Raw genomic sequence first — 20,215 nt, 5'->3', positions numbered from 1 at the left:
TGGGGGGTTCTTCATCCCCCACCTAACTTCTTGGCTTTCGCCGAATTTTGAAGTGTGGGTCTTACTGCCCGTTAATGCAGGATAAATGGAAAAGGAGGAGGGGTATGAGTATACATAAGCATCACGCACGTAATGCGAAACGAATTTTCTTTGTATCTATCATTGTATGGATTATCGTTGCAATTGCATTGTTGATGGAATATAAAAAAGGGACGCTATTCACTTCGGAGAAAGAAAATCTAAAATTAATAGGTGTTGTACTACCGGCATTTGGATTATTAATATATAGCTTTATGGAAAAACGAAGATCAAAAATACTTAAACAGGAAAATTATAATATAGAGACTTCTGAATTATTTGAGCAACAAAAATTTGTTGTTCGCAAAGAGGTAGGGGTATTTCAAGCAATAACGTACTTTGGATTAGATGGAAATACAGTAGGGTTTTTAAAAGAAGAGTATGATTTTGTTATTCAACGTGTATGGCAAGCTGTACTTTCTTTTCTTTTTAGGGGATTACATAAGCAACAATTGTATTTATATAATCACTCGGGAGAAAGATTGTTGCGTGTTCAAAAGAAGATGGGATTACGCAACGTCTATATTTTCTCTAATGTAGATGGAAAGAAAATTGGAGAGTTAACACAAATACTAAGTTTAACAAAGTGGGAATGGATTTTTTTAGGGGTGGATGGTAAAGAATTTGGTAAAGTGACTGGGGACCTTTCAGCAACAATGCAGAAAATAGATTGGCGGGATGGAACACATATAGATGTGAAAGAAGACGGTATTCCGTTAGAAGCTGTTAAGTATTTTTCGGCAAGCGGAGGGTCTCTTGTTACAGCTTCTATAAGTGAACAGGCAGAATTACCACGAGCAGTTTATTACAGTGTCTCTGCGATAGTTACAATTAAAAATTAATATATATATAAAGATAGATGGGATACCATCTATCTTTTTTTGTAATTAGAACATATTGTTTTGTTAAAAAATGTATGTCTTACCTATCACAAAAAAATCTGCTTTGTATACATTAAGATGTATGGATGTATTTTTATAATCTAAAAATAATAGGAGGAGAAGTGTATGTGTCTGTTCGGTAAGTATTGGAAAAAGTTATCGAGATTGTTTAATAGACAATTAGATTATTTTTTAGATAATAAGTTATTGCCTGCTGTGGAACGACTTTTATTTTCACAAAACTTCGCGAGATTTATTCAAAGAAACTCTAAGCAAGCTACGGAAGAATTTATTGAATCAAGCAGATTTCAATCTATTATTTGTAACATATTAAAAGAATGTAATACATCACCTTTTAAAGAAATTGCAGAGCAGTATTTGGGTGAAAACGTAGAAATTACGGTGACAGTTGGACAGTTAACGGGTGTAATTGTAGCAGTTGGTGATGATTTCTTAACACTGCAAGAAGGGATAGGAACAGAAATTTTATTACCATTTACAAGCATTATATCAATTAAAGAAGCGTAAGGAAGGAGACTTATATATGTTATTTACTGAAGAATTGCGTAACCATGTTGGTGAGCTAGTGCAAGTTGTGACAGCGGTTGAAATTGTTGCGGGTATTCTGTTATCTGTGACAGATGGGGCAGTAAGTGTTCGTACTTCTCCTTCTTATGGACCACCGGAAGATGTAGTTGTGCGTACTCCTATTATTGCTTATGTTCGCTTGGAAGGGTAAGCGTGATACAAATATGAGAGTATCAGTTGTTATTCCAGCGCATAATGAAGCGAGTACTTTATCACAAGTTTTAGTAGAAGTGGAGAAGCTCGAACCTTATGAAATTATCGTAGTTGATAATGGATCAACAGATGGAACGAAAGAAATAGCGTTACAACATCATTGCCATGTAATTTATTATAAACATTCTCTTGGCAATGATGTTGGACGGGCAATTGGAGCTAGAGAAGCAAAAGGTGAAATTGTATTGTTTTTAGATGGTGACATCGTCATTGATAATAAAGACCTACAACGTTTCGTGAAAGGAATTCAGCAAGGCCATCAAATTGTTGTGAATAATTTAACATGGTCTGTTTATTTAAAGATGAGACCACATTATACGACAGTGGGAAAATGTATGTTGAATCGTTATTTGAATAAGAAAGAGCTTGTTGTTGGATCTTTAATCGCAATTCCACATGCGATGAGTAGGGAAGTTATTCAGAAGCTTGGATGGTGGAATTTAGCAGATCCAGCATTATTTCAAGCGATGGCGATGTCTAGAGGAGTAGATATTGTGGATATGGCTTCGGTCGATGTAATTCACACAAATAAAGTTCGGCCTGTTCATACTGGTACATCACCTGGTTCTCCTTATCCGAAAGCGACTAGTCGTATTATGGGGGATCATTTACGTGCTTTGCAATACGTAATCGAAATATATGGTAAGCGTGGTGGCTTTTCGGAAGGAAATAGGGATAGAGAGTTTATAGGAAAGTATAAACCAGTTTTATTACAAAGAGAAAAAGCGAAATATAGTGCGATTATCCCAGTTTCAGAAGAAAAGATGACTATAAGATCTGTTATACAAGAAGTGAAAAAAGCAGGTGTAGATGAAATTATAGTTGTTGCGAATGGAGCGGACGTTGAGACAATTAAACAAGCGAAGCTAGAGAATGTCATCGTTATTGAATTCGAGGAAGCGCTCGGACATAATGTAGCCCGAGCGATAGGAGTTATGCATGCCACGGCCGATATTTGTTTATTTGTCGATGGTGATTTTGTTATTCCGGGAAAAAAACTAATTCCATTTTTACATGCTATTGAAGATGGACATGATGTGGCATTAAATGATTTACAGTGTTTATTAGATATGTTTCATCCGGCAGATCCAATTAGCATGGGAAAATATTTTGTGAATTTAGTAGCGAAACGACCAAATTTATGGAATAACTCATTAACGGCAGTACCACATGCTATGCATAAAAAGGTAATAGAGAAAATTGGATACGATTCTCTTATCATTCCGCCACTAGCTCAAATGAAAGCTATTTTGGAGGGATTCTCTATTACAGCAGTAGAATTTGTAGATGTTATAAAAACAAATCGGGTACGCCCAGAGCAACATGGATTTGTAAATGGGCGCATTCCAGCATTTGACCGTATTTTCGGCGATCAACTTGAGGCAATTGCATATTTATTGCAATCCACAGATGAGCGCGGGAGTTTTACAGATGGAGAGCGGGATAGAAATATCATTCAACAATTGAGAAAGGAAGAAGAGAATACAGATGAATGTTAGTAGTACAGTTGCCATTATCGGATTAGGATATGTCGGCCTTCCTTTGGCAGTTCATTTTGCAGAGAGAGGACATACAGTAATTGGATTAGATAAAGATACTAGAAAAATAGAATCAATTATAAAAGGAGAAAGTTATATTCCGGATGTTCCTTCTAAATTGTTACAAAGTTTATTGACTAAAAAAAAATTAATAGTAAATACACCGGATCAAGGTATTGCTGATTTTCAAAATAGTGATTATGTTATTGTCACTGTCCCAACTCCAATTAATGAACAAAGAGAACCAGACTTAAGTGCCCTCATTTCAGCTTCGCATTATATACAACAAAACCTTCAAAAAGGACAAACCTTCATTTTCGAAAGCTCCACATATCCAGGTACGCTTGAGGAAGTTATCATTCCTATTATTTCTCAAGAAGGTAAAGAGGTAGGAGAAGATTTCTATATTGGATATTCTCCTGAGAGGATTGATCCAGCCAATAGTCAATATTCAGTTCAAACGATTCCAAAAGTAATTAGTGGACAAACAGAAAAGTGCAAACAAAAAGTACAGGATTTATATAGCACGATCTTCGATGTAGTTGTTCCTGTTAGCTCTCCAAAAGTAGCGGAGATGTGTAAGCTATTTGAAAATATTCAGCGCTTAGTGAACATTTCGTTAGTAAACGAGTTAAATATGTTATGTGAAAGTTTAGGAATTGATTTTTATGAGGCGCTTGAAGCTGCATCTACAAAACCGTTTGGATTTACCCCATATTGGCCAGGACCAGGAATAGGGGGACATTGTATTCCAGTAGATCCTTTATATTTCCAATGGAGAATAAAAAAGAATGGGACAATTAGTCAATTAATTGAAGCAGCACATGTGATTAATGAAGAAATGCCAGAGAAAATAGTCCGGAAAGTAAAAGGCATGGTGCAATCGCCTGCATCAGTTTTAATTGTAGGAATTGCATATAAGAAAGATGTAAATGATTTGAGAGAATCACCGGCTTTACCAATTATTGAATTGTTAATAAAAGAAGGATATGAGATCGAATATCACGATCCATATATTTCTTCTGCAAAATTTGGAGATAAGGTGTACCAATCTGTTTCTTTGAATGAACAAGTCATGAAACAAGCGGATTGTATTTTAATTTTAACTGATCACTCTAATATCGATTGGAAGCTTTTTAAAGGAATGAAGCGAGTAATAGATACACGTGGAATTATAAAGAAGGTGAGTGTATGAGTAAGAAATGTTTAATTACAGGTGGAGCAGGATTCATTGGATCGCATTTAGCCGAAGAGTTGGTGAAAAGAGGAAATGAAGTCACGATTGTGGATAACTTCTATAAAGGAAAAAATAAATATCATGATGAGTTAATGAAAGAAATTCGGGTTATTCCAATAAGCGTTTTAGATAAAAATTCTATTTATGAATTAGTAAATCAACATGATGTAGTGTTTCATTTAGCAGCAATTTTAGGTGTGAAAACGACAATGGAAAAGAGTATAGAGCTTATTGAAACGAATTTTGATGGAACGAGAAACATTTTACAAGCAGCGCTAAAAGGAAAGAAGAAAGTAGTCTTTGCGTCTACTTCAGAAGTATATGGTAAGGCAAAGCCACCCTTCTCTGAAGAGGGGGATCGATTATACGGGGCAACTTCTAAAATACGTTGGAGTTATGCAGTTTGTAAAACGTTAGAAGAAACATTATGTTTAGGCTACGCATTAGAAGGTTTACCGGTAACGATTGTTCGTTATTTTAATATTTATGGCCCAAGAGCGAAAGATGGTCCGTATGCAGGGGTAATCCCACGATTTATCAGTGCGGCCCTGCAAGGTGAAGACATTCTCGTATATGGAGATGGGAAGCAGACACGTTGCTTTACGTATGTAAGTGATGCGGTGGAGGCAACGATTCGAGCAATGGATGAGAAGGTAAATGGTGAAATTATTAATATAGGTTCTGAGAATGAAAAAAATATAAAAGAAGTAGCAGAAGTAATTAAAAAGCTAACGAAATCTTCATCAAAAATTGTCCAAGTTCCTTTTGATGAAGTATATCCACATGGGTTTGAAGAAATTCCAAATAGAAGACCAGATGTAACGAAATTAAGAGAACTTGTTCAATTTCAAGCGACAGTAACGTGGGAACAAGGATTGAAAGAAACTATTAAATGGTTTCGTGAAGAAAACAATGGCTAAGTCGCTATCAATTATTATACCTGTATGTAATGAAGCGGATACGATTTCAGACGTTATTCAATCGGTAAAAGGATTAAATCCAGTAGAGATTATTGTAGTAGCAAACGGTTGTAACGATAATACAGAAGCGATCGCTGAGCGTTTAGGATGTAAGGTAATCCGGTATAAGGATTCACTTGGTAACGATGTTGGCCGTGCGGTTGGTGCAAAACACGCGATAGGTGATGTATTACTATTTATAGATGGAGATTTTGCTATTCAAACTTCAAAATTACAATTATTCCTGAATCCAATTTTACATGATCAGGCCGACATCGTTTTAAATAATTTGGACGCATTATTTTTAAAGAAACAAAAACCGCACTCCGTGACAGTATGGCGCCAAATATTAAATGCAATGTTAGAGCGTGAAGAGTTAAAAATTGATTCTTTATTATCTGTACCTCATGCGTTGACGAAAGAAGTTGTTCAAAGCATTGGATATGAATGTTTTGTTAATCCTATTGTGGCTCATTTACGCCTAGTACAAAGCAAATGGAGAATTAGTCGTCATTGTGCAATTGACGTTATTACCCCGAATAAATTTCGTCCGACCGAGCACGCTGCGTATGGCACGGGTCTTTCCCCATCTGAAAAACGGATGATAGGTGATCATATAGAAGCAGTAGCGGAGCGGATAGTAGGCAGTGATGAGCGCGGAGGGTATGATGACGGAAATAGGAAAAGAGAGTGTGTCTATCATACTTTAAGTTTCAAAGATTTTTATCAAGGATGGGGCGTTACATCTAAGTTGTATAAAGGGAAGCAATTATCGGTCATTATTCCTGTACAAGATGAAGAGAAAACAATTGGAAACGTTATAGAAGAGCTTCGCAAAATTGAAGCTTTTGAAATTATCGTTGTTGTAAATGGTTCGTCTGATAAAACAGCAACGATTGCAAAAGACAAGGGAGCAACAACAATTGTATATAAAGAAGCACTTGGAAACGATGTGGGGCGTTCACTTGGAACTTATTTTGCAAAAGGGGATATTATGTTGTTTATAGACGGTGACTTTGTTATTCCGGCTAGGGAATTATATCCTTTCGCAAAAGCTATTGCAGATGGAATAGATGTCGCATTAAATGATCTAAATCATTATTTAGATTTAAGAGTACCGCTTCATCTTGTAACTGCATTTAAATATGCATTAAATTTAGCTTGTGATAGAAAAGATCTAGGAGTAGGCTCTCTTATCGCTGTACCGAATGCGTTTAGCCGTAAGTGTTTGAAAGAAATCGGGTATAGATCTTTACTGTCACCTTGTGTAGCACAAGTGAAAGCTATTCTGTCAGGATTCGAAATTGCATGTGTAAGTCGTGTAGAGGTCGATAAGATGAACCGCATTCGTCCCAGTGAACATTTTGCGAAAATAGGCCATCCTCCAGCTGTCTTGCGAATTATAGGTGATCATATAGAAGGATTGGAGCAATTAATTGTATTAGAAGGCAGTCGTGGTGGATTCTATGATGGGAATAGAAAAAGAGATGTTTTAGAGTAGTAACAAAAAAAGTGTACAACATATGTACACTTTTTTGTTCTGTTATAAAAACTATAACAGATTAGGAGATAAGAGTATTACAGCTCTACAATGGGTATTGTTCTTCTATTACAAAATAGGACTCGTATATAAGGATACCAAAAAAATACAATTAAGGAAAGGGTTAATTATAAAGACTTTTAAGTGAAGTTAATACTATGTATATAGTGGTTTGCTCAACATTTCACAAACATGTCACAACTATTTCGTTCACTTTCGCAAAAAAGTAGTATTCTAAGTGTGTAAGCTGTTATATAAAAAATCTTAGTCCTGTACTAATCAAAAATGGAGGAGATTAGGATGACTCAAGTATTAGAAAATGTTAAAAATGCATGGGAAAACTTTAAAGGTGAAAAATGGAAAGCAGAGATTGATGTTCGCGATTTCATTTTAAATAATGTAAACGTTTTCGAAGGAGACGAATCTTTCTTAGCGGGAGCAACTGAAGCAACGAAGCAACTTTGGGATCAAGTAATGGATTTAACAACGAAAGAACGTGAAAACGGTGGCGTTCTTGATATGGATACAAAAATTGTTTCTTCTATTACATCACATGAACCAGGATATTTAAATAAAGATATTGAAAAAGTAGTCGGTTTCCAAACTGAAAAACCATTTAAACGTTCTTTACAACCATATGGTGGTATTCGTATGGCGGAACAAGCTTGTGAATCTTATGGATACGAAATGGATAAAGAACTTAGTCGTATTTTTAGAGATTGGAGAAAAACTCATAACCAAGGCGTATTCGATGCATACACACCAGAAATGAGAAATGCACGTAAATCAGGCGTTATTACTGGTCTTCCAGATGCATACGGACGTGGGCGTATTATCGGTGACTATCGCCGCGTAGCGTTATATGGTATTGATCATTTAATTGAAGCGAAAAAAGCTGATTTAGATTTAACTGGCGGTGTGATGAGCGAAGATACAATGCGTTTACGTGAAGAGTTATCTGAGCAAATGCGTGCACTTCAAGAATTAAAACAAATGGCTGCTTCTCATGGCTTTGATATTTCTAAGCCAGCAACAAATGCACAAGAAGCATTCCAATGGTTATACTTCGCATATCTGGCAGCAATTAAAGAGCAAAACGGAGCTGCAATGAGTCTTGGACGTACTTCTACATTCTTAGATATTTATATTGAAAGAGATTTAGCAAATGGTACTTTAACAGAAGAAGAAGTACAAGAAATTGTAGATCACTTTATTATGAAATTACGTCTTGTGAAATTTGCAAGAACACCTGATTATAATGAATTATTCTCTGGTGACCCAACTTGGGTAACTGAATCTATCGGTGGTATGGCATTAGATGGTCGTCCTTTAGTAACAAAGAACTCATTCCGTTTCTTGCATACATTAGATAATTTAGGACCAGCTCCAGAACCAAACTTAACAGTTCTTTGGTCAAAACAATTACCACAGAACTTTAAAAACTACTGTGCGAAAATGTCTATTAAAACATCAGCAATTCAATATGAAAATGATGACATTATGCGTGCTGACTACGGCGATGACTACGGAATTGCTTGTTGTGTATCTGCAATGAGAATTGGTAAACAAATGCAGTTCTTCGGCGCACGTGCAAACTTAGCAAAAGCATTACTATATGCGATTAATGGTGGTAAAGATGAAAAATCTAAAGCACAAGTTGGTCCTGAGTACGCACCGATTACTTCTGAAGTATTAGATTATGAAGAAGTTATGCATAAGTTTGATATGACAATGGAATGGTTAGCGGGTCTATACTTAAACACATTAAATGTTATTCACTACATGCACGATAAATATAGCTATGAACGTATTGAAATGGCACTTCATGATACAAATGTTCTTCGTACAATGGCAACAGGTATCGCGGGTCTATCTGTAGTAGCAGACTCTTTAAGTGCAATTAAACACGCAAAAGTAAAACCAATTCGCGATGAAAACGGTATTGCAGTTGATTTTGAAATCGAAGGAGATTTCCCTAAATACGGTAACAATGATGATCGTGTAGATGAAATCGCTGTAAATCTTGTGAAAACATTTATGAATAAACTTCGTAAACATAAAACATACAGAAATTCTGTTCATACAATGTCAATCTTAACAATCACATCTAACGTTGTATACGGTAAGAAAACTGGTAACACTCCAGATGGTCGCCGTACTGGAGAACCATTTGCACCAGGTGCGAACCCTATGCATGGACGTGATACAAAAGGTGCATTAGCTTCATTATTATCTGTAGCTAAATTACCATATGAAGATGCACAAGATGGTATTTCTAATACATTCTCTATTATTCCAAAAGCACTTGGTAAAGAAGATGATGTACAAGTACGTAACTTAGTATCAATGCTTGATGGTTATGCAGTAAAAGAAGGCCATCACTTAAATATTAACGTATTTAACCGTGAAACATTAATGGATGCAATGGAACATCCTGAAAAATATCCACAATTAACAATTCGCGTATCTGGTTACGCTGTAAACTTTATTAAATTAACTCGTGAACAACAAATTGATGTAATTAACCGTACAATGCATGAAAGCATGTAAGTGAAAAAGGTGTCCCTCTGCATTTTATAAATAGCAGAGGGAGGCTGTTTCAATAAAGGAGGAAGTAACATGGTAAAAGGAAGAATTCATTCTGTAGAGTCTTGTGGTACTGTTGATGGCCCAGGAATTCGTTATGTCATATTTACACAAGGGTGTTTATTACGTTGTCAATATTGTCATAATGCTGATACGTGGGAGATCGGTAAAGGAAAAGAAATAACAGTCGAAGAAGTAATGCAGGATGTGACATGTTACCTTCCTTTTATTGAAGCTTCCGGAGGCGGTATAACAGTTAGTGGTGGGGAACCATTATTACAGCTAGATTTCTTAATTGAATTATTTAAGAAATGTAAAGAAGCTGGAATTCATACAACAATTGATTCTTCGGGTGGTTGTTATTCTGAAGAACCAGAATTCCAAAATAAGCTAGATATTTTAATGGATTACACAGATTTAGTTTTATTGGATTTGAAACATATTGATTCAAAGAAACACCGTAAATTAACAGGGAAACCCAATGAACATATTTTACAATTTGCTCGTTATTTATCGGATAAAAATAAACCGATTTGGGTACGACACGTATTAGTTCCTGGTGTTACGGATAATGAAGAGGATCTACAAAAACTATCTAGCTTTATTCAAAGTCTGTCTAATGTTCAGAAAGTTGAAGTGCTACCATACCATAAGCTTGGTGTATATAAATGGGAGGCACTTGGGCATAAGTACCCACTTGTGAATGTAGAACCACCTACTGAAAAAAATGTAGAACAAGCAAGACATATTTTACAAGTAGTCTAATCCAAATATTGGATTAGGCTTTTTGCTTTCTTTACAATAAAACCTAGAGTATATATATATAAAAGAGTATACTGAAAACAGAATATCCATATTTTTGTAAGGAATAAGTGGAGAAATTTACATAATTGTAAAGGGAAATCAAAATAGTAAAAAGAATTAAGAAGTAAAAGAGTGAGTATCATGGAATAGAGAACATTTGTAAGTTATTGCGAAAGCTCTTATAGGAAAGTATAATGTAAAGATATGAGCACAGATAGGATTAAGGGGTCAATCTTATATGCTTTGCATATCCACGACAGGTACATAGCTGAAAGAGAAGTATTAGAATCTGTTTATGTAATTTTTAAGGAAAATGTTTTTCCTATTGTCGTATATGCAATATGGAGAAACAATAAGCTAGGAGTGGATTTGTTTGATAAAAAACCCCAAGGTTTTAATATTAACTGCACATTACGGTAATGGTCATGTGCAAGTAGCGAAAACATTAGAACAAACATTTCGCCAAAAAGGAATTAAAGATGTAATTGTATGCGATTTGTTCGGAGAATCACATCCAGTTATAACCGATATTACAAAATATTTATATTTAAAAAGTTATACAATCGGAAAAGAATTATACCGCTTGTTTTATTATGGCGTAGAAAAAATTTATGATAAAAAAATAGCATCTTGGTATGCGAATTTTGGAAGAAAACGTTTGAAATTACTTTTACAAGCAGAGAAACCGGATATTGTTATTAATACCTTTCCGATTATAGCTGTACCAGAATTAAAAAAGCAAACAGGTATTTCAATTCCTGTGTATAACGTATTAACGGATTTTTGTGTGCACAAAATATGGATTCATCGGGAAGTAGATCGTTATTTTGTAGCAACTGATCACGTGAAAAAAGTTATGATTGATATTGGTGTGCCTGCGGAGCAAATTGTTGAAACTGGAATTCCAATTCGTAGTAGTTTTGAGTTAAAGATAAATCCAGACATTATATATAATAAATATCAGTTATGTAAGAATAAAAAGATTTTACTAATTGTAGCAGGTGCTCATGGGGTATTAGGAAGTGTAAAAGAACTATGCCAATCATTTATGTCAGTACCAGATTTACAAGTAGTTGTCGTTTGTGGGAAAAATGAAGCGTTAAAACAGGATTTATTAGGGATACAGGAAAAAAATCCTGATGCATTAAAAGTATTTGGCTATGTTGAAAATATTGATGAATTATTCCGTGTTACTTCTTGTATGATTACGAAGCCAGGCGGTATTACGTTAAGTGAAGCGGCAGCATTGCAAGTACCTGTCATTTTATATAAGCCTGTTCCAGGACAAGAAAATGAAAATGCGATGTACTTTGAAAGAAAAGGAGCTGCAGTTGTCATTCGTGATGATAGTGAGGTTTTTGCAAAAACAGAGGCGTTATTACAAGATGATATGAAGCTTCTTCAAATGAAAGAAGCGATGAAAGGCATTTATCGTCCGGAGCCAGCTGGTCATATTGTGGATACAATTTTGGCAGAAAATCATGTAGAATCGAATCATATACCTATTAAATCACCTGCTCTTGCACAATTATTTACTTGATATGAAACCCTCTTTTATATGTTTAAAGAGGGTTCTTTATTGTTTTATAAGATAAAGTAATAACTTATCCACATGAAGATTACGCTTTCATTAAACAGTAAAGTCGAAATATTAACAACTATATCCACATTGTCCACAATTTTTAGAAAAATATCCACAATTCTAACATTTACTATGCGTTACAACATATAAACTCGTGAAGGGTTCGTGTAATTTATTCAAAATTCTATAAATTATGTGGATAACGTTATCCACATAAAAAAAGTTCCTTATAAATAAGGAACTTTTTTATCTATTCTATCACGTAGAAAAAATATGTAATGAGAATGAATAATTAGGGGGAAAACTTCTAATTATTCATTCTCACTTTAAATACTTTTCGAGCGATAACCCGCTGCGCGATCTGCTTTGCGAAATTCTCGTTGGTATAGAACTTCTTGTGTACTAGATAATGTGTTTTTTGCTTTGTCACGTTTCTTTTTATCCATTACAAATCACCTCGTGTCTTAAAGTTACTATCTATCGTTTCCAAAGACATGGGGTGATATACGTATATGTCAAAATGTTAATGGTTAATTATTATTTCTGAAAATTTAGATTATGCTTCTTTTAGTTGATGAGCATCTTGGAATGTTGTATCTCGCATTGTAGCAAGTGTATATTGATCTTTTGGAATTTCATATAAGTTATATACTTCTTCATTTGCGTTAATTTCATCATAAACGGCTTTTCTTGTTTCGTTTGCTAGATTTACATATTGTAGTTTTTCGGCAGCTTTAATAGAACGAATATTTATTTTACGAATACGCATAAAGATGGTTTCAATATCTAATTCATAGAAAAGTTCGCTAAAAAATGAATCTTTCGCCAATTTATTATAGCCTTTTCCATGATATGGTTTACCAAGCCATGTTCCAAGGAATCCGGCTTTTTCTTGCACATCAAATAAAGTAATTGTTCCGATGGGGTTACCCCATTCATCTAAAATTGTGCGTGAAATTAATTCCCCACGCTCTTCTGCTTCAATCGTTTGTTTCGTTAAAAATAAATATTCTTCATAAGAATAAGCCTTTTGACGCACAAAAGGGAAGACAGCTGGATCCACCATTAACTCGTATAGAACGTGGCTGTCGTGTAAGTCGCGTTTTTTCAACATACTAACTCCTCCTCACACGAGGGTAGCATGCCGAAAAAACACCCCACCCTCGAAATTTTTATATCAATCTTTAAAAAATTTCGGGGTGGGAATCGAACCCACTAGAACCAGTTTCTAACGCTGGTGGCGCACCATTTGCCTTCCCCATTCATCAATTTGAAAATGATAATCACGACACAAATTGATTATGGTTTCATTCAGTTTATAATCGTATAATACTTTATCTAGTCAAAAAAATAAACTAGTTTTTTTTATTTTTTTTGTAAATTATTTTTCCATCAATCATGGTTAGTACAGGCTTGGCTAAATAATGGAAAGGATGATGAGTCCATAACACGAGATCAGCGTCTTTTCCAACCTCAATGCTTCCAATTCTATCCTCTAAACGTAAATTTCGCGCTGGAAATATAGTGATTCCTTCTAGTGCAGTTTTTTCGTCTAATCCTTCCCTTACTGCGACAGCAGCACAAACATTTAAATATTGAATGGGTGTATAAGGGTGATCTGTTGTGATAGAAACTTCCACTCCATTTTTTGATAATATATGGTAAGTATCCCATGTTTTGTTTTTTAGTTCGATTTTAGAACGGCGTGTAAGAGTGGGGCCAACGGAAACCTTCAAATTGTGTTTCGAAAGCTCTTCAACAATAAAGTGTCCTTCTGTACAATGTTCAATGCGTAAATCGAGATTGAATTCTGTTGCAAAGCGTAGAGCAGAACTAATATCATCTGCTCGGTGAGCGTGGATACGCACGGGTATTTCGCGGCGTAATGCTTTTAAGATAGGAAGCATTCGAAAATCAGCTTCATGCCCGTAGTGCTGTGCTTCATAAAATGATTCCCGAAGTAATCCCATAATTCCCATACGTGTTATGGATTCTTTCGTTCCATTACTATGGACCTTTTTAGGGTTTTCTCCAAAGGCAATCTTTAAGCCAGCAGGTTCTTGAATAATCATATGATCAATACAAGTTCCAGCTGTTTTTATTACACAAGTAGTACCACCGATAATATTTTGACTTCCTGGCATAACATGAACAGTTGTGATTCCGTTTTGTACAGCATCTTGAAATGCAATATCAAAAGGGTGGATTCCGTCCAAAGAACGGATATGTGGTGTTGAAACTTCAGATGTTTCATTTGCATCATTGCCAGCCCAACCAGTACCTTCATCATAGAGACCAAGATGAGTATGGACATCAATAAATCCAGGTAAGAGATGAAGAGCACGCGCGTCTATAACTGTCATATCTTGAGTAGGTTGAATGGAAGGCTTGACCTCAGCAATTCGTTCTCCTATAACGAGTACATCCCCTTGAAATTTCGAGGATGTAATAGGATAGACAATGGCTTGTTTGAGCAATATTTTCATAGGTACCTCATTTCTGTTACTTTATAATGTTAATGGAATTTAAGGGGAAGTAACTGAAAGATTATTTGTGTAATAATGCTCCGGATTCTAGAAAATGAAGGTTTTGAAAGGGCCCCTGTAAAACTGTGTTTTAGAAGTACTACATTGTATGCGAAAGTATATTTTGTAATGCATGGTCTACTGTTGGAAATGTGTATTGATACCCATGTTCAATTGCTTTAGTAGGTAATACATGTTGTCCTTCTAGTACAAGTATACTCATCTCACCCAATAAAGTGTGAAGCATAAATGAAGGGACAGGTAACCAATGAGGTTTTTTCATTATAGTTGCAATGGTTTCTCCAAATTCCTTCATTCTTATAGGTAGGGGAGCCGTAATGTTAAAAGGTCCATCAACTTCTTCTTTGTGTATGATGAAATCAATTAGGCGAACGACATCATCTATATGAATCCATGATAACCATTGGTTTCCAGATCCAATTGTACCTCCGATATAGAATTGATAGGGGAGTAGCATTTTTGGAAGAGCTCCTCCGTCTGCGCCTAATACAACTCCAAGTCTTGCGTAGATTGTTCGTATTCCGAGAGAACGTGCTTTAGATGCTTCTTGTTCCCATGAATATACTGTATTTGCTAAAAAGTCATTTCCAGGAGTCTCATGCTGTTCTGTAAAAGACTCGGTTTCAGAAGTGCCATAGTATCCAATGGCACTTGCGTTAATAAATGTGCTTGGTTTTGTATTTAGTTTTTGCAATTGTTTAATGAGTCCTTTTGTTGTTTGAATTCTACTGTTTAAAATGGATTCCTTTTGTTTCTTTGTCCACCTACTATTAATAGACTCTCCAGCTAGATTAATAACTACATCAATAGAGGAGAGGGGGAAGATTTGTAAATCTGGTGTCCATTGTACGTATTGAAGGTTAGGATGTGAAGTTTCAGTAGTTTTGTTTCGAGTAAGAATGTAAACAGTATATCCTTTTTGAATAAAAAAAGTAGAAAGGTATTTACCGATAAAGCCGGTACCACCAGAAATTGCGATTCTCACAATTATTTCCTCCTCATTATATATATTCTTGAAAAGCAAAAACGTTCCTTGACTATGGTGAACTACCCACCACTTAGTATCTCTTACGAGCTGACTTGAAGTGGGGGCTTCTCGGTTCATCGCTACTTTTGATAGCTAACGAATTTGTCTTAAGACAGCCGAGCTAACTCCCTTGTTCCAAAGGTTATTTTTTACGGTTTATATCAATGCGAATAACCGCATCGCTTCCTTTTTGATATTGATCGCTGCGTTATAGTCACGACTGATTGTTAGTCCACACGAACACGCATACGTACGTTCAGATAGTGACATTTCTTTTTTGTTTCCACAACGACTACACATCTTTGTAGAAGGAAACCATTTATCTATTTTCACAAGCTGTTTTCCTTGTTCTTGTAGCTTATATGCTAAAAATGTCGTGAACATCCCCCAGCCGTTATCAGCTACACTCTTACCAAAGCGAAGTGCTCGTGACATTCCTTTCATATGTAAATCTTCGATTGCTACAACGTCAAAATGAGTAGCCAATTCTTTAGACTTGTGATGAAGGAAATTCTTACGTTGATTTGCGACCTTTTCATGCAGCTTCGCTACACGAATGCGTTGTTTATTCCAGCGTACCGAATCTTTCACACGTCTGGCTAATACTCGTTGTGCCTTCGCTAGTTTGTCTAACATCTGATGATAAAAGCGAGGATAATTGGCTTTCTCATCTTCGCTACTCACATATAATTCAGCCATTGCAAAGTCTAATCCAACTACACTTTGTACTTCTTTTTGTACAATCTCTTTTTTATATTCAGTCAAGATAGACACATAGTATTTACCGGTAGGTGTCATCGAAATCGTACAAGATTTGATGATATGATTTGGCGGTATCTCCCTATGTTGCTTCAGTTTCACCATTTGCAATTTCGGTAATTTGATATAACCATGAAATAACATAATATTTCCGTTTACGCGATTCGTTGTATAAGATTTTCTACTCTTTCTACTTTTGAATGTAGGAAAATCACTTTGACCACTAAAAAAGTTCTTATACGCAGTTTGCAAGTTTAATTGCGCGTTAGCCAATGCTAAGGAATCGACCTCTTTAAGCCATTCATACGCCACTTTGTATTTCGCAGGAGTAGGGAATTTTTGTTTCTTCAGCTCTTCCTTGTTCTCTTTATATGTTTCGTATATTTCTTTCCGCTCAGCCAGCATTTTATTATACACAAAGCGTACACATCCGAACGTTTTACGTATGAGATGAGCTTGTTCTTCTGTAGGATACAGACGAAATTTGTACGCCTTATTCTGCTTTAGCATTTCCATTCACCTCAGTTTTCGCTTCATTTCCCATAAGCTATGACGGTGATCACACAACCTGAATATTACATTATTATTATCTACTTTCATTGTTATACCAAACTTTACCTCTTATAAGAATGATTATATCAGAGGCAAAAAAAATCAGAAAACCAAATGTTTGGCTACGCCAAACCGAAATTCATCCCCCACCTACCGCTAGACTATCGTCTTTCACACGCCCCAGGAAGGAGACTTCTTTCGGATAATACGTTAAAATAATAGAGAGGTGAGAGTATGGCTGTCATTACAAAAATAGAAGTGCAAAAACGATCGAAAGAACGGTTTAATATTTATATTGATAAAGGTCAAGGTGAAGAGTACGGGTTTAGTGTGAATCAAGTAATCTTAATAAAACACGGATTACAAAAGGGCTTAGAAATTGATGAAATAGCGTTAGGAAATATTTTGTACAATGAAGAGGTACAAAAAGCATATTTACAAGCAATCTCCTATTTATCCTATCAAATGAGAACGAAACAAGAAATAGAAGATTTTTTACGAAAAAAAGAAGTGGGACAGTCCATCATCTCTGAAGTCGTTTCGAAATTATTACATGACCGATATATTAATGATAAAGAGTACGCTGTTTTATATACGAGAACACAAAGTAATGTGAATCGAAAAGGTCCCACTGTTATTAAAAGAGAGTTGTTAAATAAAGGAGTTCAGGATCTAATTATTACGCATAGTTTACAAGAATATCCGAAGGAAAAGCAAATTGAGAATGCTTTACATCTTATAGAAAAGAAGAAAAGATCTTATCAAAAACATTCCTTTTTACAAATGAAGCTAAAGTTAGACGAAATGCTTGTTCGTAAAGGGTATTCTAGAGATGTGATTCAAATTTGTTTGGAAGAATTGAAAGACGAAAAAGATGACGAACAGCAACAAGAAGCGTTACACTATCATGGGAATAAATATTATGAGAAATATAAGAAGTATGATGGCTGGACATTTGAAAATAAGATGAAACAAGCGCTATATCGCAAAGGATTCTCTATTGATGAGATAGAGATATTTTTGCAAATGAAACGTGAAGAGGGATGAGGGGAATAAGATGAATATGCCAAAGCGCTACAGTGAAATGACACCACATGAGCTAAGGGAAGAAATTGGGGTTTTGAAAGAGCAAGCAATAAAGGCAGAGCAGCTCGGAATTGTAAATGAGTTCGATGTATTAATGAGAAAGATGGCAATGGCTCGTGCTTATATGACTGACATAAACAAATTCCATATTGGTGAGACATATGAATTGGTAGAAGAACCTGGTATATTATTTGAAATTACGTATTTCAATGGGGTATTTGCTTGGGGACATAAGCAAAATGATAATGAAGAGATTGGAATACCAATTTCCTTATTACAAGAAAAATAAAAACCAGAGAGCGAATATCTCTCTGGTTTTCATCTTTGGTAGGCGTTACAGGAGATAGGAGATTCTAAAATTGGCGTTTCTTACATTCATTTGCCAATATAATGAGAGACTGGGTTTGTTGCGTCTGTCCGTTAACTTGCGCTTTAGCATGTTTCGGACGAGTCCACGTATGGTTAAATAATTCAGAACGACTATCTAAGCGATCACGGTAGCTCATCTTTATCACCTCGTGTAGGAAGTTAATTTAATTTGTACTACTCTTCCTGCTGATTTGCAGCACGCATACGTTCTTGTGGGTGCGTGTTAATTGTGCCGTTAGGTCGTTTCGAAGCGAAGCGTGATTTCGCTTTCGGTTGACCGTCGATTTTGCTGTTGTTTTTTGACTCAGACCAAAATTCGGCTTGTTTACCCATTGCGAACGCCCTCCTCATCATCAGTTGATACCTCTTTAAGAAGTATCACTTATAGAATGTGCAAAATAGAAGAAACTATCCTTTAGAAATGAAGGGATAATTAGGTAAAAGGAGACTAGAACATGAATGATATTTATGAAGCATTAACGAAAGAACTATTAGACAAAAATGACAAGCTTTCTTACGCACAGGCTCGTGCGTGGGTTGAATTACTGTGGGAAGACTTTCGAACAACTTATGCGAAATCCGGTCGTTATCAAGGAGAGGAAATGACTGAACAAGTGGTTCGATCATGGATTAATAATCATGGAGGACGCCTTCATGAAATGCGTACAAATAATCCGAAATATAGCCATTTAATTAATCAAGAAGATCATTTGAAACATTAAAAAAAGCGACTTAAGTCGCTTTTTTTAATGTGGAAGTAATTCCAGCTTTTTTCGAAGTTTTTCTTCACTAAAAATCCATCCTGTATAGGAACTAATAATATTTAAATTTTGATCGAGTTGAACAATTGCAACGAATGGATAATAATCTTTACTGCGATATCGCAAATCAATGAATCGAACTTCGTAATAATGATCATAATCGAAAATGTCCCAGCGATACACAGGAGAGAAAGATAGAAATGCTGAGATGTTTTCATCTTGTTTAGCAGCGCGCATAATAGCATTATCTGGGAACGGTACCCGATCGAACTTATCGTATAGCATGATGTTACCACGATGCCATCTAGCAACGTAGTAATAATCAGTTGTAACGATTGCTAAATGATAATGATAAAATCGATAAGAAGGAGAAATGATGATCTTCTCAACGTTATTGAAACGTTTATATACGACGCTACGTATGTTTCTATGCATCATAATCCGTCCGATGTAGTAAACAGTCATCAATATATACGCTGCTAAGGCAGTATACCCTTTATGGGAACCTACGAGCATACAAGCAATTGCGAGTATATGGATAAAGAAAATGACGGTATCAAATGTATTAATGATGCCGAGTGCTACCCATTTTTTTGTGAAGGGCCGTAATGCCTGTGTACCGTAAGCATTGAAAATATCTACAAAGACATGAAGAAAGACGGCAATAAATGACCAAAGTAGTAGATGCAAATATGGAGCTTCTGAAAAGAAGGCGAAAGAGATGCCACTTATAAGGAATGACCAAAGAATCACTGCAGGAATGGAATGAGTAATACCACGATGATTTCTTATATATTTAGCGTTATTACGCAATTTTAAAACTGTATCGATGTCAGGAATATTGGAACCGGCAATTGTAGCAAGCATAACTGCTTGTGGCCCAATATCACTTTGTGCTATGGCTGGGTCTAATGTAGCCAAACTGCCTAGAGTAACGCCCATAACAAGGTGAGTGGCTGTGTCCATAGAAATCCACCTCCGTTTTTTATTAATGTAACTCTTTTTATTCGATACCTCAAGTCCTTTGCCTTCTATTTCCTATGTCATCTTACTTAAATTTTTTCCTAAAATCTTTATAATAGTACTTATATGCAAAAAAATGAGGGGGA

The 20,215-nt window shown here is 35.6% G+C and carries 21 protein-coding genes; 13 read left to right on the top strand and 8 right to left on the bottom strand.

What is annotated here, in order from left to right:
• The first annotated feature begins 104 nt into the window (after positions 1-104).
• The 10 genes from ACXY7N_RS14295 to ACXY7N_RS14250 all read left to right on the top strand — a co-directional run bounded on the left by ACXY7N_RS14295 (position 105) and on the right by ACXY7N_RS14250 (position 11,964).
• Positions 105-920, top strand: a complete 816-nt coding sequence (locus ACXY7N_RS14295) for a sugar ABC transporter ATP-binding protein (protein ID WP_088083189.1) — start codon at positions 105-107, stop codon at positions 918-920.
• Between the two features lie 165 nt (positions 921-1,085).
• On the top strand, positions 1,086-1,487 hold the full coding sequence (locus tag ACXY7N_RS14290) for an LSm family protein (RefSeq protein ID WP_016137010.1): 402 nt from the start codon (positions 1,086-1,088) through the stop codon (positions 1,485-1,487).
• Between the two features lie 16 nt (positions 1,488-1,503).
• Positions 1,504-1,698, top strand: a complete 195-nt coding sequence (locus ACXY7N_RS14285) for a hypothetical protein (RefSeq protein ID WP_000899482.1) — start codon at positions 1,504-1,506, stop codon at positions 1,696-1,698.
• Between the two features lie 13 nt (positions 1,699-1,711).
• A complete protein-coding gene (locus ACXY7N_RS14280; RefSeq protein WP_353811498.1) occupies positions 1,712-3,259 on the top strand; it encodes a glycosyltransferase family 2 protein in 1,548 nt (515 codons plus the stop codon).
• The gene (locus ACXY7N_RS14275) at positions 3,249-4,493 is read left to right on the top strand and encodes a nucleotide sugar dehydrogenase (protein WP_016137012.1); all 1,245 of its coding nucleotides are present in this window, start codon (positions 3,249-3,251) and stop codon (positions 4,491-4,493) included. The genes ACXY7N_RS14280 and ACXY7N_RS14275 overlap by 11 nt, the downstream gene beginning before the upstream one ends.
• Entirely contained in the window at positions 4,490-5,455 is a 966-nt protein-coding gene (locus ACXY7N_RS14270) for a UDP-N-acetyl-alpha-D-glucosaminuronate decarboxylase (protein ID WP_098486028.1), read from the top strand. Before ACXY7N_RS14275 ends, ACXY7N_RS14270 begins: the two co-directional genes overlap by 4 nt.
• Positions 5,448-6,995 carry a glycosyltransferase family 2 protein gene (locus ACXY7N_RS14265; RefSeq protein WP_116349639.1) on the top strand — a complete coding sequence of 516 codons (1,548 nt, stop codon included), beginning with the start codon at positions 5,448-5,450 and terminating at the stop codon, positions 6,993-6,995. Before ACXY7N_RS14270 ends, ACXY7N_RS14265 begins: the two co-directional genes overlap by 8 nt.
• Positions 6,996-7,334: 339 nt before the next feature.
• Complete coding sequence (pflB, locus tag ACXY7N_RS14260; RefSeq protein WP_016089427.1) at positions 7,335-9,584, top strand: formate C-acetyltransferase; 2,250 nt, start codon at positions 7,335-7,337, stop codon at positions 9,582-9,584.
• A 69-nt stretch (positions 9,585-9,653) separates the two neighbouring features.
• A complete protein-coding gene (pflA, locus tag ACXY7N_RS14255; protein WP_016089426.1) occupies positions 9,654-10,385 on the top strand; it encodes a pyruvate formate-lyase-activating protein in 732 nt (243 codons plus the stop codon).
• Positions 10,386-10,797: 412 nt separating this feature from the next.
• Positions 10,798-11,964 (top strand): diglucosyl diacylglycerol synthase, encoded by a 1,167-nt coding sequence (locus tag ACXY7N_RS14250; RefSeq protein ID WP_016089425.1) that lies wholly within the window; start codon positions 10,798-10,800, stop codon positions 11,962-11,964.
• 368 nt (positions 11,965-12,332) lie between these two features.
• Here the strand turns inward: ACXY7N_RS14250 and ACXY7N_RS14245 are convergent, their stop codons facing one another.
• From ACXY7N_RS14245 to ACXY7N_RS14225, 5 genes are all read right to left on the bottom strand, one after another.
• On the bottom strand, positions 12,333-12,452 hold the full coding sequence (locus ACXY7N_RS14245; protein ID WP_000358484.1) for a YfhE family protein: 120 nt from the start codon (positions 12,450-12,452) through the stop codon (positions 12,333-12,335).
• Between the two features lie 110 nt (positions 12,453-12,562).
• A complete protein-coding gene (locus tag ACXY7N_RS14240) occupies positions 12,563-13,120 on the bottom strand; it encodes a GNAT family N-acetyltransferase (RefSeq protein WP_000914737.1) in 558 nt (185 codons plus the stop codon).
• A 241-nt stretch (positions 13,121-13,361) separates the two neighbouring features.
• Entirely contained in the window at positions 13,362-14,492 is a 1,131-nt protein-coding gene (locus tag ACXY7N_RS14235) for an amidohydrolase (RefSeq protein ID WP_016089424.1), read from the bottom strand.
• A gap of 139 nt (positions 14,493-14,631) precedes the next feature.
• Complete coding sequence (locus ACXY7N_RS14230; RefSeq protein WP_016089423.1) at positions 14,632-15,537, bottom strand: TIGR01777 family oxidoreductase; 906 nt, start codon at positions 15,535-15,537, stop codon at positions 14,632-14,634.
• A gap of 198 nt (positions 15,538-15,735) precedes the next feature.
• Entirely contained in the window at positions 15,736-16,848 is a 1,113-nt protein-coding gene (locus ACXY7N_RS14225) for an RNA-guided endonuclease TnpB family protein (RefSeq protein ID WP_016089422.1), read from the bottom strand.
• A 276-nt stretch (positions 16,849-17,124) separates the two neighbouring features.
• Between ACXY7N_RS14225 and recX the strand changes: the two genes are divergently transcribed.
• Together recX and ACXY7N_RS14215 are read left to right on the top strand one after the other, a co-directional pair.
• Positions 17,125-17,937 (top strand): recombination regulator RecX, encoded by an 813-nt coding sequence (gene recX, locus ACXY7N_RS14220; protein WP_016089421.1) that lies wholly within the window; start codon positions 17,125-17,127, stop codon positions 17,935-17,937.
• A 10-nt stretch (positions 17,938-17,947) separates the two neighbouring features.
• On the top strand, positions 17,948-18,265 hold the full coding sequence (locus ACXY7N_RS14215; protein ID WP_001057030.1) for a YfhH family protein: 318 nt from the start codon (positions 17,948-17,950) through the stop codon (positions 18,263-18,265).
• 64 nt (positions 18,266-18,329) lie between these two features.
• Here the strand turns inward: ACXY7N_RS14215 and ACXY7N_RS14210 are convergent, their stop codons facing one another.
• Together ACXY7N_RS14210 and ACXY7N_RS14205 are read right to left on the bottom strand one after the other, a co-directional pair.
• On the bottom strand, positions 18,330-18,482 hold the full coding sequence (locus tag ACXY7N_RS14210; protein ID WP_000122093.1) for a YpzG family protein: 153 nt from the start codon (positions 18,480-18,482) through the stop codon (positions 18,330-18,332).
• A gap of 37 nt (positions 18,483-18,519) precedes the next feature.
• Positions 18,520-18,678, bottom strand: coding sequence for a small, acid-soluble spore protein K (locus ACXY7N_RS14205; protein WP_000517891.1), 159 nt, complete (start codon positions 18,676-18,678; stop codon positions 18,520-18,522).
• 122 nt (positions 18,679-18,800) lie between these two features.
• On the opposite strand from ACXY7N_RS14205, the gene ACXY7N_RS14200 reads away from it, so the two are divergent.
• Positions 18,801-19,067, top strand: a complete 267-nt coding sequence (locus ACXY7N_RS14200) for a YfhJ family protein (protein ID WP_016089420.1) — start codon at positions 18,801-18,803, stop codon at positions 19,065-19,067.
• 24 nt (positions 19,068-19,091) lie between these two features.
• On the opposite strand, the gene ACXY7N_RS14195 is transcribed toward ACXY7N_RS14200, so the two are convergent.
• Positions 19,092-20,072 carry a metal-dependent hydrolase gene (locus tag ACXY7N_RS14195; protein ID WP_016089419.1) on the bottom strand — a complete coding sequence of 327 codons (981 nt, stop codon included), beginning with the start codon at positions 20,070-20,072 and terminating at the stop codon, positions 19,092-19,094.
• Positions 20,073-20,215 lie beyond the last annotated feature (143 nt).

The sequence above is a fragment of the Bacillus sp. 5w2 genome, assembly GCF_054353775.1.
Note: the sequence above shows the minus strand (reverse complement) of the source record. Positions and strands in the feature narration are given on the sequence as shown.